Annotated in this window: 11 protein-coding genes and 1 pseudogene; 6 read left to right on the forward strand and 6 right to left on the reverse strand. The window is 41.1% G+C overall.

Annotation, left to right across the window (positions count from 1 at the left end; all coding sequences use genetic code 11):
- Window positions 1-520: 520 nt before the first annotated feature.
- The 6 genes and pseudogenes from AACU33_RS20570 to AACU33_RS20595 all read left to right on the forward strand — a co-directional run bounded on the left by AACU33_RS20570 (window position 521) and on the right by AACU33_RS20595 (window position 8,130).
- On the forward strand, window positions 521-976 hold the full coding sequence (locus tag AACU33_RS20570; RefSeq protein ID WP_096590418.1) for a hypothetical protein: 456 nt from the start codon (window positions 521-523) through the stop codon (window positions 974-976).
- Window positions 973-1,488: an NB-ARC domain-containing protein gene (locus AACU33_RS20575; RefSeq protein ID WP_339376171.1), complete on the forward strand. Its 516-nt coding sequence runs from the start codon at window positions 973-975 to the stop codon at window positions 1,486-1,488. The genes AACU33_RS20570 and AACU33_RS20575 overlap by 4 nt, the downstream gene beginning before the upstream one ends.
- A gap of 77 nt (window positions 1,489-1,565) precedes the next feature.
- Window positions 1,566-2,762, forward strand: a complete 1,197-nt coding sequence (locus AACU33_RS20580) for a transposase (protein ID WP_339375962.1) — start codon at window positions 1,566-1,568, stop codon at window positions 2,760-2,762.
- A gap of 18 nt (window positions 2,763-2,780) precedes the next feature.
- Window positions 2,781-4,790 (forward strand): annotated as a pseudogene (locus AACU33_RS20585) (tetratricopeptide repeat protein); the annotation flags it as partial.
- Between the two features lie 81 nt (window positions 4,791-4,871).
- Complete coding sequence (locus tag AACU33_RS20590) at window positions 4,872-6,266, forward strand: TldD/PmbA family protein (protein WP_096590420.1); 1,395 nt, start codon at window positions 4,872-4,874, stop codon at window positions 6,264-6,266.
- Between the two features lie 628 nt (window positions 6,267-6,894).
- Window positions 6,895-8,130 (forward strand): hypothetical protein, encoded by a 1,236-nt coding sequence (locus AACU33_RS20595; RefSeq protein ID WP_339376172.1) that lies wholly within the window; start codon window positions 6,895-6,897, stop codon window positions 8,128-8,130.
- Between the two features lie 76 nt (window positions 8,131-8,206).
- Here the strand turns inward: AACU33_RS20595 and AACU33_RS20600 are convergent, their stop codons facing one another.
- The 6 genes from AACU33_RS20600 to AACU33_RS20625 form a co-directional block, all read right to left on the reverse strand.
- Window positions 8,207-8,533 (reverse strand): hypothetical protein, encoded by a 327-nt coding sequence (locus AACU33_RS20600; protein WP_096590422.1) that lies wholly within the window; start codon window positions 8,531-8,533, stop codon window positions 8,207-8,209.
- 636 nt (window positions 8,534-9,169) lie between these two features.
- Complete coding sequence (gene coaE / locus AACU33_RS20605; protein WP_096590423.1) at window positions 9,170-9,766, reverse strand: dephospho-CoA kinase; 597 nt, start codon at window positions 9,764-9,766, stop codon at window positions 9,170-9,172.
- A 30-nt stretch (window positions 9,767-9,796) separates the two neighbouring features.
- A complete protein-coding gene (gene cobA / locus AACU33_RS20610) occupies window positions 9,797-11,380 on the reverse strand; it encodes a uroporphyrinogen-III C-methyltransferase (RefSeq protein ID WP_096590424.1) in 1,584 nt (527 codons plus the stop codon).
- Window positions 11,381-11,468: 88 nt separating this feature from the next.
- Entirely contained in the window at window positions 11,469-11,936 is a 468-nt protein-coding gene (locus AACU33_RS20615; RefSeq protein WP_096590425.1) for a tetratricopeptide repeat protein, read from the reverse strand.
- Between the two features lie 5 nt (window positions 11,937-11,941).
- A complete protein-coding gene (locus AACU33_RS20620) occupies window positions 11,942-12,874 on the reverse strand; it encodes a homogentisate phytyltransferase (RefSeq protein WP_096590426.1) in 933 nt (310 codons plus the stop codon).
- Window positions 12,875-12,877: 3 nt separating this feature from the next.
- The gene (locus tag AACU33_RS20625; protein WP_096590427.1) at window positions 12,878-13,720 is read right to left on the reverse strand and encodes a methyltransferase domain-containing protein; all 843 of its coding nucleotides are present in this window, start codon (window positions 13,718-13,720) and stop codon (window positions 12,878-12,880) included.
- Between the last annotated feature and the right edge of the window lie 116 nt (window positions 13,721-13,836).

Genomic DNA, 13,836 nt, shown 5'->3' on the forward strand with positions numbered 1-13,836 from the left:
AGGGCTGAGATTGCTTCGCTCGCAATGACAAGTGTTGATCCGAACTTGATATGAGATTCCACTTTTAAGGCTCATTAACGGAGCTAAAAGACTCATTAATGGAGTTCTAAGCCTCATTAATGGAGCTAAAAGACTCGTTAACGGAGTTCCGAACCTCATTAATGGAGTTCTAAGCCTCATTAATGGAGCTAAAAGACTCGTTAACGGAGTTCTGAGCCTCATTAACGGAGCTAAAAGACTCGTTAACGGAGTTCCGAGCTTCATTAATGGAGTTCCGAGCTTCATTAACGGAGTTCTGAGCCTCATTAACGGAGCTAAAAGCCTCATTAATGGAGTTCTGAGCTTAAACCGCATCACATCTTGAGAAAAAACTATTCTCAGACTCAGGCTGAGAGCAAGAAATATCCTGGTTAGAGGCAGAAAATTGTTGTGCTACTAAGTTTATCTTGTTCTCTCCCTAAGTTTACTGAAAAAATTCCTTATAATCGTTTTTAATGGTCTAATATCGTACCAAATTACTATGGAACCAATTACCGTCGGTGCGATCGCTCTTTTAACTTTAATCGGTAATAAAGTCATCGATTGGTCAACAGAAAAGGCTTTGGATGCTGGTTTAGACAAAGCCAAGCAAGTTCTTAAAGCTAAATCACCCGAAACAGCCGCAGCTTTAGAAACCGCAGCCGCACAAGCAGCCTTACCACCAGCAGAACGAGAAGATATTGGTGAAGCTGTATTAGTAGAAGAGGTAAAAAAAGCAGCAGCAGCAGACCCGGAAATTAAGGAAGCTGTCGAAGCATTAGGAAATCAAGCCAGCACTGCTGCACAAGCTAACCCTGAACTAGCAAAGGCTATTGCAGAGTTAACCGCAACTATTAAAGCGCAAAGTCCTACAACAGTAGAGAACTGGCAAGGTATAAATATTAAGGGTGGCACTAATACTATCAGTAATCCCACATTCAACTTTGGCAGCAAATGAGCAATGAGAATTGGCAAGGGATAAACATTAAGGGTGGCGAGACTAACATCAACAACCCAACAATTAATATTGGGTCATCACAACAGACTTCTCCACCAAATATCCCTAACAATTTAATTTACAAAGGCGCGGTCAAGTTTGTTGGGCGAGACAATGAACTTACCGACATCCATCAGAAATTGCAGCAGTCGGGTAACGTAGCAATTTCGGCGGTAGCTGGGATGGGTGGTGTCGGTAAAACAGAACTAGCAACCCAGTATGCACTAAGACATGAAGCCGATTATCCTGGCGGTATCTGCTGGCTAAATGGGAGAGAATCGGATTTAGCAGCTAGCATTGTGCAATTTTATCTGTTGTACATCGGTCAAGAAATCCCAAAAGAGTTAGGCGGAAAATTGCTGAACCTCCAAGAACAAGTACGATGGTGTTGGCAGCATTGGCAACCATCCGAGGGTTTGGTGTTGGTAGTATTTGATGATGTCACTAATTTACAATACTCCGGACAGTTTTGAGTTGAGCCAATCGACAAGAAAGCTATCGATCCATTAGGGTGCTGATTAGAAGAAACAAGCACAGGAACGATAGCTGTATGGAAATTATACAAAGCCTGGTGGAAAAAATGGGCGTTTTGGGCAAACCGGGAGTAAAGGTGATGACAACGCTGTTTGCAACGATATTAATTACATGTGGCAAGGTAAATTTTACCAACTTGAGTCGCTACAGCAGTTTGAGCGAGAAAACCTATCGACGACAGTTTCACAGACAGTTTGACTTCGCCCAGTTCAACGCAGAAATTATCAAAGCAGCAAACTCTTTACAGCACCAGATGATCGCCGTGATGGATTGCTCATTCATTGCCAAAAGTGGGAAAAAGACCTTTGGACTTGACCAATTTTACAATGGTAGTCACAATCGAGTCGAGAAAGGATTGGAAGTGTCCTTGGTGGCGGTGATAAATGTAGAAACTGAAGTGGGCTTTGGTCTGCTTGCTGAACAAACATTTGACCAAGGCTTCTGTCCAGAACTGACACGGATGGACTACTATCTTCACCACCTGGAAATTACTCAACCTCAATTACCTCCCCAAGTTCGCTATCTTGCTGTGGATGGAGCATATGCCAAGGAAGCATTTGTCACAGGGGTGAGGGCGCTCAAGCTCGATGTGATTAGTAAACTGCGCCGAGATGCGAATCTACGATATGTGTTTGAAGGTGAACAAAAAGCACGGGGAGCTAAACGTAAATATGATGGCAAAGTTGATCTAGCCGACCCTACTCGCTTGAGTTGGGTACGCGAACTGCAATCAGGGCTTGAACTCTACACATCTGTTGTATGGCACGTTTCACTCAAACGCAAGATACGCCTGGCTTATTTACTTGACCGCCGTCAGCCTCACAAACCGAGTTATGCTGTCTTATTCTCGACAGATATCAGCCAATCGCCAGACGAAATTTATCGTTTCTACAAACTGCGCTTTCAAATCGAATTCATCTTCCGTGATGCTAAACAGTTTACCGGACTGAGTGATTGTCAAGCCCGTGATGTTAAAAAACTTGATTTTCATTTCAATGTCAGTTTCACTGCCTTAAATCTTGCCAAGCTCGATGCTTATCGACAGCAGTCGGGTCAACAACCCTTTGTCTTTTCAATGGCCAGTGTCAAACGACGCTCTTTTAATGACCATTTGCTCGACACGTTTATTTCAAAGTTAGGCCTTTGTGCGACTGTAATTAAATCTCATCCTAACTACCAAAGCCTACGATCTTACGGCGTTATTGCTGCCTAATTTTGTCCGAAGTATTGTAATTTAGAGAATCTGCGAGAAGTACAGCCGACAACCAACCGCTTCCGGGTACTCATCACTACCCGGTTACGCAACCTCAACCCCAATTTTGTCCAAGAAATTTCTTTAGATGTACTACCGCAAATCAAAGCTTTAGAACTGCTGACAGCTTTTGTGGGTGAAAAGCGCATACAACGGGAAGAGACAACCGCTAAAGACTTGTGTCAATGGCTGGGATATTTACCCTTGGGGTTGGAATTAGTCGGACAGTATTTAGCTGAAGATCCAGATTTATCCTTAGCAGAAATGTGGGAACGGCTGAAAGCGCAGCATCTAGAAGATGAAGCACTAGAACGGAGACAGCCAACTCTGAGTGCAGCACAGCTAGGAGTGAAAGCCGCCTTTGAATTAAGCTGGCGAGAACTAGAGGAAAAAACTCAGCTTGTCGGTGCGTTGTTGAGTTTATTTGCCCCTGATGTCATACCTTGGCAATTGGTAGAGTCTACCAGTGAGTTGCTGAATTGGGAAAAGGTAGATGTAACGGAAGCGAGAAAGCAACTCTACAAACGTCATCTTATTCAAAGATTAGAAGAGAAAAACGCTTGTTATCAAATTCATCCGTTAATTCGGCAATTTTTCCAAGGGAAGTTAGCACAAATTAGCCTCCTTGCTGGAGGGGAAGAGTTAGAAGTGGAATTTAAACAAACTTTTGCCGCAGCGATGGTAAAAAAGGCCAAAGAAATTCCTCCAACTCCCACCCATGAATTTATCGAGTCATTCCAAGATACTATTCCTCATCTCCAAGAAGTAGCCCAAAAATTAATTCATGTTATCAAGGATAAAGATTTAATTTGGGTGTTTGTTGGCTTGGGTATATTTTATGAAGGACAGGGTTTGTATAAGTTAGCAGAACCTTGGTATGTGCAGTGTTTATCAACAGTCAAAACCCGCTTAGGAGAAGAACATGCCGACATCGCCCAAAGCCTCCACATCTTGGCATATCTCTATTATTTACAAGGAAAGTACGCCGAAGCCGAACCTTTGCATCAGCAAGCATTAGCAATGAGAAAACGCCTGCTGGGAGAAGAACATCTCGACATCGCCACCAGCCTCAACAACTTGGCATTACTCTACGATTCCCAAGGAAAGTACGCCAAAGCCGAACCCTTATTTCTGCAAGCTTTGGCAATGAAAAAACACCTGCTGGGAGATCAACATCCTGACATTGCCACCAGCCTCAACAACTTGGCTGAACTCTACAAATCTCAAGGAAGGTACGCCGAAGCCGAACCCTTATATCTCCAAGCTTTGGCAATGAGTCAAAACCTGCTGGGAGATCAACACCCTGACATTGCCATCAGCCTCAACAACTTGGCTACTCTCTACGAATCTCAAGGAAGGTACGCCGAAGCCGAACCCTTATATCTCCAAGCTTTGGCAATGAGTCAACACCTGTTGGGAGATCAACATCCTGACATTGCCACCAGCCTCAACAACTTGGCTGAACTCTACAAATCTCAAGGAAGGTACGCCGAAGCCGAACCCTTGTATCTCCAAGCTGTGACAATGTATAAACGCCTGCTGGGAGAAGAACATCCCTATGTCACCGCCAGCCTCAACAACTTGGCTACTCTCTACGATTCCCAAGGAAGGTATGCCGAAGCCGAACCCCTGTATCTAGAAGGTTTGGCAATGAGAAAACAACTGCTGGGAGATGAACATCCCGACGTTGCCATCAGCCTTAATAACTTGGCTTATCTCTACTATTCTCAAGAAAGGTACGCCGAAGCCGAACCCTTGTATCTGCAAGCCTTGGCAATATATAGACGCCTGTTGGGAGATGAACATCACCTCTTCGCCATCAGCCTCAACAACTTGGCTAAACTCTACTATTTCCAAGGAAGGTATGCCGAAGCCGAACCTTTGTATCAACAAGCCTTGCCAATCCTGGAGCACAAATTAGGTGTTAATCATCCTTCTACAGTTAAGTGTCGTGAAAATCTTGAACTTCTTCGTGCTGCTAACTCTTAACCCTTGACTTTGCCCTTCAGTAGCAGACATGGAGCAAATAATTGCACAATAAAAGTAGTTCGTCATAGTTACTACTTAGAAATGCCGACTAAACTAGCTGATGCACAAAATTTACTTTCCGATTTAATTGCCCGCTACTCATCTCGTGTAGATTATTTGATGATTCGCCTGGAAGAAGCAGAAGGTACAGATATCTTGTTGCGTGGCGACAAGGTAGAAACCCTCAGCGAAGGTATTTCAATGGGCGGACATATTCGCGCTTGTTATAAAGGCGGGTGGGGCTTAAGCTGTTTTAATCGGCTTTCGACAATTAAAGAACGCATCGAAGAAGCGATCGCAGCTGCGCGCATGGTAGGTGATGAAGAAACTGTACTAGCTCCCATTGACCGAGTGCAAGCAGTCTGTCAGCTACCCCTTACCGGAACCGATCCGCGCAAAATTTCGTTGAGTCAGAAAAAAGAATTATGCGATCGCTATTCCGATCTACTCAAAAGCGTTGACTCCCGAATTACTACAACTTCAGTCCGCTACGGTGATACTGCCCAAAAAATTATTCTTGCCACCTCAGATGGTACATTGATTGAACAATCTTGGGTGGACATGGAAATGCGCTTTGCCGCGACTGCAAGAGACGGCGAAACTGTTCAAACTGGGAGAGAAACCACCGGTTCTCGCAAAGCCTACGAAGATTTAACCAATTTAGACGAACAAGTTAAGAGTGCTGCAAAAAGAGCGATCGCAGCTTTATCTCTGCCATCAGTAAAAGGTAATACTTATACCGTCGTCATTGACCCTATACTTACTGGTTTATTTGTTCACGAAGCCTTTGGACATCTCTCGGAAGCTGATATGGCTTATGAAAACCCAGATATTTTAGAAGTCATGACCATTGGAAGGCGATTTGGCCCGGAAGAACTGCAAATCTTTGATGGTGCTGCGCCCGAAGGACATCGCGGTAGTTATTTTTACGACGACGAAGGCACACCCGCCACAACAACTCAACTAATTAAAGATGGAATCTTGGTAGGACGTTTGCATTCGCGAGAAACCGCAGGCAAATTAGATGAAGCGCCCACAGGTAACGCCCGTTGTCTGAATTATCACTTCAATCCCATTGTCCGAATGACAAATACCTGGATTGAGAGAGGTAAAACCCCAGTTGCAGACTTATTTAGCAACATCAAAGAAGGCGTATATGCCCGTAATTGGCTAGGTGGTATGACCAATGGAGAAATGTTTACCTTTAGCGCCGGGGAAGCATGGATGATTAGAAACGGCAAAATCGCTGAACCTGTCAGAGATGTCACCCTTTCTGGTAATGTTTTCCAGACCTTAGCAGATATTGAAGCAATTGGTGATGACTTTTACTGGGATGAATCTGGCGGTTGTGGTAAAGGCGGACAAAACGGCTTACCTGTAGGTTGTGGCGGCCCCAGCCTGCGAATTCGAGATGTAGTAGTTGGCGGTGAAAGTTAATAAATTCGTAATTCGTAATTTGCAATGCGGTAATATCATGTTCGCTGCGAGTGCAACGTAGACGCCTAAAAGGTAGCTTTTCACAGGGTAGTGGAACGACGCGATCGCAATTGACTTGTGTTTTCCTGGACATGATATAAGTTCTTTCAACGGCTGAAGTCTGTTTCTCTAACCGTTTTTAATTACGAATTACGAATTAATAACTACTAATTACAATCGATCTGTAGGCTATGCTTTTAAGCATAGGGCAAACACATCTCATTTTTTAGTTGTTCCAACTATAAAGAACAGCTAGTAGAATTTCCATGACATAATGCTCATAAAAATTTATTGACATTGGTCATGCTTTGCGTAAATCCTGTTGTATTTTGATCGGCAATAAGCTAACAGAGGGGAAATTAACAATCAAAATGCTTTTGCCCTGCTATTAAACAGGATTGACTTGAGAGGTATTTCATCAATGAATAAAACTTCCCAGACGCAAAGCAGCGCCATTATTACCCTATTGGGCAGAATAAATTTAAGAGTTACAAAAAAGAAAATTTTATTTACTTTCCTGGTTTTATTCTTGATTTTGCTTAGTCTGGGTAGTCACTGGTTTTTCAGCAGATATAAGTTTGCTAATAAAATGGCGATCGAACTACAAGAACTATCTAATGCTGATTATCCTGCCAATCCGGCTCAATTAAGCAAAAACTTCCAAAGATATTCTAGCCGTAAATTAACCATTATCAAGAGAGATACTACTCACTTTGATTTTGTATTGGAACCAACAAACACAAAAACAGCGAAAATAGTCATCAAGAATGTTGACTTAAAATTATTTGTGCCTAAAGTCCCAGAATGGGTTAAAAAAGACAAAGATTTAGAATTAATCGCCTTTATTGAACGCGAATGGAACAGACAACAGGTAACTTTTCCGGCTAACTCAGAAAATATCGAAATTAGTGGTGGTGATGGTTTTGAAAATCAAAATCTCTATGAAATTGCTTTAAGCAACAATTGCTTAAATGCCGGATATTGGGAAATTGCACTGTTTACTAAAGAGGATAACAATAAATCTCTTTATTATCAAACTTGGTTTACCTTCCCCCTAGGACATTACAAAAATATCTTTGAAAATATTAATAAAATATCTTATTGGCAGTATTGGTGGCGATTGGAACACTGGCAAGAACCCAGCGATTCTATTATGAGAAATAATCTGTTGCGAAATGTCATTGACCAAAAAGAAGCTACTGTTAATTTTCCTCTAGATGAAAGAATAATTTCATCAGGCGAACAGAGTAGAAAAATCAGAACTACCTTAACTAAAAATCTCACAACTTGGAGAGATTTTTATAGCAATCAACAAGAAATTAGATTTGCGGCTTTCCAACCCCCAGGATTTTATAACCCTAACCAACCTTGGAATACTCAATTCTGGAGAATAGGTAAGTTTGAAAAAGCTATTTTGAGGAACATTAAGCCTGTTAATAATAATGTCACTTTACAGGAACTTGAGTTGTTATTTGCTGATATGAAAACTGGCGAAAAAAATAGATTATTCATCAGTGGTATTAATTTCAAAGAGTTGCCTAGGTTGCCAATTGCAGATTATGCTAAAGGCTTAACTATGCCCCTAGGAATTAGCGTTCCTCCGTTTGTGCAAAGCTACGAAGAATTAAATCAGAAGCATCCAGATGAAAGCCCATATTTTAGTTTTTTGCTAGATTCTCAAAATAGATGGATAAATCATCACCAATTAGGAGTTGATGGTTCAATTATGCATCTAGATAAAGACAATCCAAATCTTTTGCATCTTTACTTACTTTCTTACGAAAGAAATACTTTAATTGCTCATTTTCTGGTGAATCTAGAATAGATATAGCTAGCAAAATCCCCAACTTCTTTAAGAAGTCGGGGATATGTATTTTGCATACAAAATTTATGATAGCTAGTTATTCAAATCTTACTTGCTTCACTAAGGCAATCCACATATCTGATGGATCTGCATAGTAATCAATTTCTTCTACTTGATACCGATAATTTTGAGACCCATGCTGCAAAATAATATAATCGCGGGGTTTAATACCTTTTCCTGTTCCGGTCATGTAACCCCTCAAACCTCCTTGTAGAGTTTCAAATATGTAGTCTCTACCACGAATTAATTGGGTGTAATCGTGTATTTTATGCTTTTGTTTTGTTTCATTTAATATAACAAGCATTGGTAAGAACCCACTGAATAAGCTAAAGCTAAAATTAATACCTGTCCTCAGAATAGACATAGTGAGTTCTCCAAAAGTTATGTTTACAAAAAGGGTTTTAACTAGATGAATATTAGGTTTTTACAGCAACTAAGCCAGCAAAAATGTTGTGGAAATTGTAATTAGAAAATTAGCCTACAAGACAGTAGCCTGGAATAAGTTTATCTAACTACAAACAGGCGAATGCGCTTATGTGTGCCAAAAGTTTAACTAATACAGTTTATTTAGTCTTGCTTATTTTTCAGATAATCCTAAACCCTATTAGAGGTAAGGAATATAGAACCCAAGTTTTATCTGCACCCTATTGCAACATAAACTAAAAAATTATGAGCAGTTTTTTGTGAACATAGACAAAAACAACTCCAACATAAGTATTTATAATTTGGAATTATTTTTTGAATTGTTAGTACATAAAATTTCTCAGGAAAATATAAATACCAGTTACTAGCTAATAATTATATCTCCTCAAGATAAAATGGAAGCTCAATGAATAGTCTACAATAATAGCGATCTTACCGTCTACTGTAAAATTACTAAACTATTTGTGTGGCAGTTCCATATATAGGCTTCTATCCTCGAAATAAGTACATACTTAATCTACCAATATTTGATGTCTTTGCAACATTACTGATAAGTCTTTTAAACAGCACAAATTTTCTATTTTTCATTAGATTTGTTTATAGCAGCATCTATTTGCCTCAGTAATACTTCTAGTGTATGAGAATTATCTAATACTATATCAGCATGAGCAACTTTTTCTGTAATAGGCATCTGGCTTTTGATTCTAGCTCCGGCTTGTTCTTTAGTTAAGTGATTTCTATGTATCAATCTTTGCAACTGTTGTGACTCAGAACAACACACTACCCAGATTTCTGTAACTAAATGAGTCATCTGGGCTTCAAACAGCAGAGGGATAACTAATACTAGTGTTGGTGCAGAGGATTCAGCAATGGCTGTGAAAAAGCGATCGCCTACATAAGGGTGAATTAAATTCTCTACCCAATGGCGCTCATCTGGATGAGTAAAGATAATTTCGCCCAGCTTTTGACGATTGAGGTTGCCATCTGGAAGTAAAATTTCTGCGCCGTAACGCTGTGCGATCGCACTTAGTATTGGCGAACCTACAGACACTGCATCTCTAGCATAAATATCTGCATCTAAAATCGGCAGATTGTAAGCGCTAGCTAAATAATTAGCGACAGTGGTTTTACCTGTAGCAATACCTCCAGTTAACCCGATGATGCGTTTGGTCATTTGTCGTTTTTGTCTGTCATTTTTTCATTTTTAATTGTCATTTATTGCCCATGTAATTAAGGCTTGGGTCAACCCATCTAAAGTATATTCTTCCGCTTCTACATCTACTCTTCCGATTAGATCGCGGCAAGTTTTCGAGGTTTGCGGGCCAATTGAAGCGATACAAACTCCTGCTAAAACATCTGAAGTATTGCTGAATCTACTTTCAACGAGTTGGCAGAAAAATTGCACAGTTTTAGAACTGGCAAAAGTGATGACATCTACTGCATGATTTTGCAGTGCTAATTCTGCGGTTTGGGGAATGCTGCTGGGACAACAAGATTGATATGCTGCAACTTCTATCACTTCTGCGCCCTTGGCAGTTAATTCCTTAACTAAAACTTCTCGTCCACCGCTTTCGACTCTAGGAAATAAAAGTTTTTTCTGTGATAGTTCCTCTGGGAAGTTTTCTACTAAAGAATCGGCGACAAAATTAGGAGGAATAAAATCAGGCTGCAAACCGCGTTTTTTCAGACTTTGGGCGGTTTTTTCACCAACCACTGCAATTTTGACCTTAGCTAAGGTACGCGCATCCTTACCCTGTGCGGTTAATCTATCAAAAAAGTAGTCTACACCATTAGTAGAAGTGAGAATTAACCAGTCAACGTTAGCTAAATTCGCGATCGCATTATCCAAAGCTTCCCAACTCGAAGGCGGGCCAATTTCTAATGTAGGCATTTCAATTACAGTTGCGCCTGCTGCTATTAGGCGATCGCCAAATTGGCTGGACTGTCCAACCGCGCGTGTGACTAAGATTGTTTTACCACTGAGAGCTGACATAGTTGAAGGGCTGTAATCTCGATCTGTAGTTAAGTTCGCTGAGGATATTTTCTCAGGTTGTGTAGGGACACAGCACGCTGTGTCCTTGCGTAGCCCGACAACCTCGCCAATGACGATTACTACAGGCGAAAGAGATAAGCCAGCCGTTGTATCTAAAATATTGCCTAGTTGGGCTGTCCAAATTTGTTGATTGGGAGTTCCTGCCCAACGGATGATAGCAATAGGTGTGAGATGCGATCGCCCTTGCTGGAGCAGCCGATGTATAATCTCTGCAAGATGTTGCCCACCCATCAAAATTACTAAAGTTTCTAGCCTTGACAGCGCTTTCCAATCCAAAGCATCTGGTTCGTGGGCTGTTAACACTGCAAAACAACGGCTCAAAACTGGATCTGTTAGGGGAATTCCTGCTAATAATGGTGCTGCTAAGGCAGAAGATATTCCCGGTACAACTTCAAATGCACAGCCAGATAATTTCAATGCTTCTATTTCCGCAGTACAGCGCCCAAAAATAAACGGATCGCCTGACTTTAGCCGCACCACTTGTTTGCCCTGCTGACAATACTTGACTAATAACTTATTAATTTCAGCTTGCGGTGTGCTAGGTTTACCACCACGTTTGCCCACATCTAACTTCAAACAATCAGGTGGTACACACTGCAACAATTGCTCATCTACTAGGGCATCGTATACCAATACTTGAGCTTGCTGTAAGAGATTATGAGCTTTTACTGTTAGATATGCCACATCTCCTGGCCCAGCACCTACAAGGTAAACTTTGCCCATGTCTTCAATCATTTACTTAATTTATTTGTGATTTTTCGACAATTTGATTTCGTAGTCAAAACTAAAATAGTGACTACGAAATTATTCACCCTAAATATTGTTAATTTGATTTAGCGTTCATTTTATCGAGAATAGTGGTAACTTTCTCAGCCTTTTCTGGCTGTCTTTGTTTTTGCAATAAATCTCTAGCTATTTGCAGATTAGTTTTAGCGGCTTCTGGTTTTTCTTGTTGCATCAGCACATTTGCTAAACGTAAGTAAGCTTGAGGATTTTTGGGACTGCGCGCTATTACGTCTTCAAACCATTGTTTTGCTTCCTCAATTTTGCCTTGCTCTCTTAAAACATCTCCTAACAGTAAGCGAACCATATCATTAGTAGAGTTACGAGAAATCACTTGGCGAAAAGTCGTTTCTGCACCTTTATAATCTTGCTGTTGATAAAGATTGACACCTTTTTGAAATAGATTAGAAGTAATCAAAGTCTTTACAGCAAAATAAATGAGTAGAGCAATACTGGAAACTACGACAACAATGGCAAGAATATCGATTGTGTGAAAGGTTTCTCGCATTTTTTTTAAGCCAAAAGACAGGCGATGGGGAAAATCAAATATTCAATAAAAAACAGTTTCCAGATAAATTGGTAGAATTGAGCGATCGCACGTTTGTCTTGCAAGTCTACTGCTAAACTGCGCATCCACATCACACACAGCACTACCAGATGAGTAATTACTAAGAATAGGGGGTTAACAGCGGCTAGATGTAGCACGCCCACTAAAATCATCCCCAAATAGCAAACAGTTAGCACCCAAAGCGCCAGATTAAACACTGCACGCGGGCCGAGTTGGATAGTCAGAGTATTGATATTGTACAAGCGATCGCCTTCCATATCGGGGACATCTTTAAAGATAGCGATCGCAAATGTAAACACCAAAATAAACACAGTCAGCACCCACACCGACGCAGGAATTGATGGGTTTTGTTGTAATAGCCAACTAAAGTGCAAAAATAACCCTAAATTAACAATCGTTCCCCGCACCGAAAAAATACAGAAAGCTGCCCAAAAAGGAAACCGCTTCAAGCGAATTGGCGGTAAAGAATAAGCAGTTCCAATCGCCAAACTAATCGCCACCATCCCCAATAAAAAAGGGCCGTTTAGCCAAGCTATGACTAGTGCCAAAACGCCAGTAATCGCTACAATTAATTGCCCTTGGATTTTAGAAAATACCCCTGATGCGAGTGGTAGATGAGGCTTATTAATTTTGTCAATCTCAATATCTTCCAGTTGATTCAGTCCCACAATGTAAACATTGCCACACAAACAGGCAATCCAAGCTCCCAAAAGTGGGAAGAGAGAAAAATTACGATTACCTACAGCAACAGCAATCAAATACAAAGCCAATACGCTTAAACTCGTACCAATAATTGTATGTGGACGGGAAAACTGCCAAAAAGCATAAAGCCACTTACTCCACACACCAAGAGACTTTTGCCCAGAAAACTGATTCATGCTCTATTTATTCCCGCACAACAACCCAAACCGAATCAACCCGCGCTGATAACCTCGACGCATCAAACCTAGTGATAGCGCCCCCATAATCGTCGTCCAGCCGGAAGTTAGTAACCCCCAAATCGCTTTGGGAGTAAAAGCTGAATCAATCACAAAATCCCAAAATGGCGCAACAGCAGTTGACCAATCAGCAGTGCGAATATTTTGTAAGGGAAGTTGAGATGCGATCGCGCTATACTCTGGCAACGAAATCACATAAGGTAAACAATACACTTGATAAATTTCTTGCAAGTGTTTTTGCTCATCCTCTGTCAATGGAGAGTTATCAATCGGGCGATGGCACCAAGTCACCATAATCAACTTACCACCAGGTTTCAGCACTCGGTAGCATTCCTGCATAAACTTGGTTTTATCTGGCATATGTTCGCCACTTTCCAAAGACCAAACCAAGTCAAAAGTATTGTCATCAAAGGGCATTGCTTGCGCATCTGCCACTAAAAATTGACTTCTAGCGCTCAAATTCAACTCTTGGGCACGTTCTGTAGCCCTAGCTGCTTGCACTGGACTCAGAGTAATTCCTGTCGCCCTAGCATGAAACTTTTCTGCTAGGTACAGAGAACTACCGCCAATACCACAGCCTACATCCAAGATATTTGCCGCTGTTGCTACTCCTGCCCAATTAAGCAGTTCTTCGATTAAATCAATTTGAGCTTGGCGGCGGTCTTTTTTTTGCGTGCCATCTGGCCCGTAGTAGCCATGATGCATATGTTCGCCCCAAATGTCTTCCCAAAGACCAGAGGAGGCATCGTAAAACTGCTGAATTTTTTGGTAAAGTGTTGCACTCATGAAAAAAGCAGTGTTAAGACAAAGCAGAATTTAAATCAACATATTCGTAGGCTACCATGTGTGTTTTTAATTAAATAAGAGTGTTTTGGATTTTAGGGAGGGTAAATCCCATGCAT

Source organism: Calothrix sp. NIES-2098, assembly GCF_963875125.1.
In the GTDB taxonomy this organism is placed as follows: domain Bacteria; phylum Cyanobacteriota; class Cyanobacteriia; order Cyanobacteriales; family Nostocaceae; genus Aulosira.

Coding starts and splice junctions, on each gene's coding strand:
- AACU33_RS20570 (WP_096590418.1), top strand. CDS start 521: ATGGAACCAATTACCGTCGGTGCGATCGCTCTTTTAACTTTAATCGGT.
- AACU33_RS20575 (WP_339376171.1), top strand. CDS start 973: ATGAGCAATGAGAATTGGCAAGGGATAAACATTAAGGGTGGCGAGACT.
- AACU33_RS20580 (WP_339375962.1), top strand. CDS start 1,566: ATGGAAATTATACAAAGCCTGGTGGAAAAAATGGGCGTTTTGGGCAAA.
- AACU33_RS20590 (WP_096590420.1), top strand. CDS start 4,872: ATGCCGACTAAACTAGCTGATGCACAAAATTTACTTTCCGATTTAATT.
- AACU33_RS20595 (WP_339376172.1), top strand. CDS start 6,895: ATGGCGATCGAACTACAAGAACTATCTAATGCTGATTATCCTGCCAAT.
- AACU33_RS20600 (WP_096590422.1), bottom strand. CDS start 8,533: ATGTCTATTCTGAGGACAGGTATTAATTTTAGCTTTAGCTTATTCAGT.
- coaE (WP_096590423.1), bottom strand. CDS start 9,766: ATGACCAAACGCATCATCGGGTTAACTGGAGGTATTGCTACAGGTAAA.
- cobA (WP_096590424.1), bottom strand. CDS start 11,380: ATGATTGAAGACATGGGCAAAGTTTACCTTGTAGGTGCTGGGCCAGGA.
- AACU33_RS20615 (WP_096590425.1), bottom strand. CDS start 11,936: ATGCGAGAAACCTTTCACACAATCGATATTCTTGCCATTGTTGTCGTA.
- AACU33_RS20620 (WP_096590426.1), bottom strand. CDS start 12,874: ATGAATCAGTTTTCTGGGCAAAAGTCTCTTGGTGTGTGGAGTAAGTGG.
- AACU33_RS20625 (WP_096590427.1), bottom strand. CDS start 13,720: ATGAGTGCAACACTTTACCAAAAAATTCAGCAGTTTTACGATGCCTCC.